The organism is Delftia sp. ZNC0008 (genome assembly GCF_000799035.1).
Classification (GTDB): Bacteria; Pseudomonadota; Gammaproteobacteria; order Burkholderiales; family Burkholderiaceae_C; genus Comamonas; species Comamonas tsuruhatensis.
The window spans coordinates 1-2,125 of the sequence record NZ_JTKZ01000017.1 but is presented as its reverse complement, the minus strand read 5'-3'; the positions used below and the strand labels follow the sequence as shown (position 1 = coordinate 2,125).

General features: G+C 69.2%; 5 protein-coding genes. All 5 read left to right on the top strand.

Going from position 1 to position 2,125, the window contains the following annotated elements; genetic code table 11:
- The coding region (locus L995_RS00350; protein ID WP_047468054.1) for a TolC family protein at positions 1 to 462 on the top strand (462 nt) is incomplete at its 5' end.
- A 98-nt stretch (positions 463 to 560) separates the two neighbouring features.
- Positions 561 to 737 carry a Flp family type IVb pilin gene (locus L995_RS00345; RefSeq protein ID WP_016450680.1) on the top strand — a complete coding sequence of 59 codons (177 nt, stop codon included), beginning with the start codon at positions 561 to 563 and terminating at the stop codon, positions 735 to 737.
- 109 nt (positions 738 to 846) lie between these two features.
- The gene (locus L995_RS00340) at positions 847 to 1,023 is read left to right on the top strand and encodes a Flp family type IVb pilin (protein WP_016454539.1); all 177 of its coding nucleotides are present in this window, start codon (positions 847 to 849) and stop codon (positions 1,021 to 1,023) included.
- 2 nt (positions 1,024 to 1,025) lie between these two features.
- Complete coding sequence (locus L995_RS00335; protein ID WP_080649882.1) at positions 1,026 to 1,610, top strand: A24 family peptidase; 585 nt, start codon at positions 1,026 to 1,028, stop codon at positions 1,608 to 1,610.
- 192 nt (positions 1,611 to 1,802) lie between these two features.
- Positions 1,803 to 2,125, top strand: a 323-nt coding sequence (locus L995_RS00330; protein ID WP_047468051.1) for an SAF domain-containing protein, incomplete at its 3' end; no start/stop codon positions are given.

Sequence of the window (2,125 nt, the reverse complement as noted above, 5' to 3'; positions counted from 1 at the left end):
GACGCCGTGCGCGAGGCGCGCGCCGCCTTCGAGGGCCGCCGGCGCCTGCTCGAAGTCGGCCGCGGCAGCCTGGCCCAGGTGCTGGACGCCCAGCTGGACATGCAGCGCCTGCTGCTGGACGAGGCCGACGCCATCTACGACCAGCGCATCAACGAACTGCGCCTGGCGCGCACCACCGGCCGCCTGCTGCCGCAGGACCCACCCGACCAATGGCTGAACGCTCTGTTCAGCACGCAAAAACCCATTCCAGCAGGTGGCGGCACGCCGGACCCCTCGCCCGGCACGGTGCCCGGCATGGCTCCCGGCCAGGCCCCCTCGCGCACCCGCCCCGACCCCATGGACGCTGCCGTGGCCACCCTGTCCGCCAGCGCCATGCCCCAACGAATCCAGCTGCGCCTTGAGCAGCAGTTGCGCCCCATTTCAGACGCTTTTCAAACCACCGCCGCGCGACAGCAGTGGTGAAGTGGGAAGCAGGGGTTCCCGTGCAGCGGCCGGCTTGGGCCCATCGCCAGCCGCTGCCATCGACAACGATGGGCTTTTGCAACCGAAAGGACGATGCCATGACCGACATCATCAAGAACTTCTGGAAAGACGAGGAAGGCGCCACCGCCATCGAGTACGGCTTGATCGCCGGCCTCATCGCCGTGGGGATCGTGGTGGGCGCCACTGCGCTGGGCACCAATCTGAACGGCCTGTTCACACGGATCGCCACCAAGCTCACCGGCTTCACGCCCTGAGCGCCGGCTCCGGCGCGATCCGAGTGGGCCCGCAAGGGGGCGGCCCGATGCGCGATCGCCATGCCGGCCACCGGCCCCGAGGCAACTTGCAAACCGAAAGGACCATGACATGACCGAAACGATCAAGAACTTCTGGAAAGACGAGGAAGGCGCCACCGCCATCGAGTACGGACTGATTGCCGGGCTGATTGCCGTGGGCATCGTCGTGGGCGCCACCGCGCTGGGCACCGATCTGAACGGACTGTTCAACCGGTTGGCCACCAAGCTCACAGGTCTTGCGCCCTGAAGATGGAGCCGACCTCGCTATGGCTATGCGTCTGCATCACATGGCTCGCAACGATTGCGGCCATGGATCTGCGCATCCGCCGCGTGCGCAACTGGATGGTGCTGCTCGGCCTGGCCACAGGCGCTGGCGCACTGGCCAGTGGGGCCCAGCCGTTCCAGGTCTCGGCCTGGAACGCGCTGGCCGGCATGCTGGCGGGGTTTGCCGTACTGCTTCCTTTCTATGCACTGCGCTGGATGGGAGCGGGCGACGTCAAGTTCGGCGCGGTCGCGGGACTGTGGTTCGGGTGGGGCTTCGACCTGCTGCTGATCTGGACCGGCGGCAGCCTGCTGGCCGGCCTGCACGGTGTACTGGTTCTGTCGCTGCGCCACCTTCGGGACAGCCCCACCGGGCTGTGGCTGCAGGCACGGCTGCCCCTGTCCAGCGCGGCCCTGTCCTGGACTGCCCGCCTGGCGCCCCTTGGCGCGACGCCCCGGCCCGCAGGCGCCACCGATGGACCGCGCCAGCCCCAGCGCTCCATCCCCTATGCCGGCTACATGGCCATTGCGGCCATCGCCCTGGCCTGGCGCCACAGCCAGCCACTTGTCTGAACCGGAGATGCCCATGCCTGTCACCTGCCTGCCTCCACGCCGTCCATGGACCGGCTCCGCCACACGCCATGGCCGTGCGTTGCCTGGACGCTTTCCTGCCCTGGAGGAGCTTCTCCGCCATGGCAGGAAAGCGCCAGGGCAGCCCCCGGCCCTGAACACCGTCGCAACGCCCTTGCACCAGGAGTCCCAGCCATGAACCTCACCAAGATTCTTGCCGGACTGCTGGTGGGGCTTGCCATCGTGCTTGCGGGCCTTGCCTGGATGCTGGGCAGCCAGCCCGCACGCCCCGTGGCTGCCCCCTCCCCCGCGGCCTCGTCGCAGCCGGCCCCCGAACCGGCCCAGCTGCACGCCGTCGTGGTCGTGGCCCAGGCCATTGCCGCAGGCCAGCGCATCGGCAGCGACGATGTGAAGCTGGCCCAGCTGCCTGCCCCCGTGCCGGGCAGCTTTGCCGCAACCGACGACGTGCTGGGCCGCACCACGCTGATGCCGCTCACACCGGGCACCCCGCTACGCGG

Bases quoted from the DNA above. Each gene is read 5' to 3' on its own strand.
- L995_RS00345 (WP_016450680.1), top strand. From the start codon at position 561: ATGACCGACATCATCAAGAACTTCTGGAAAGACGAGGAAGGCGCCACC.
- L995_RS00340 (WP_016454539.1), top strand. From the start codon at position 847: ATGACCGAAACGATCAAGAACTTCTGGAAAGACGAGGAAGGCGCCACC.
- L995_RS00335 (WP_080649882.1), top strand. From the start codon at position 1,026: ATGGAGCCGACCTCGCTATGGCTATGCGTCTGCATCACATGGCTCGCA.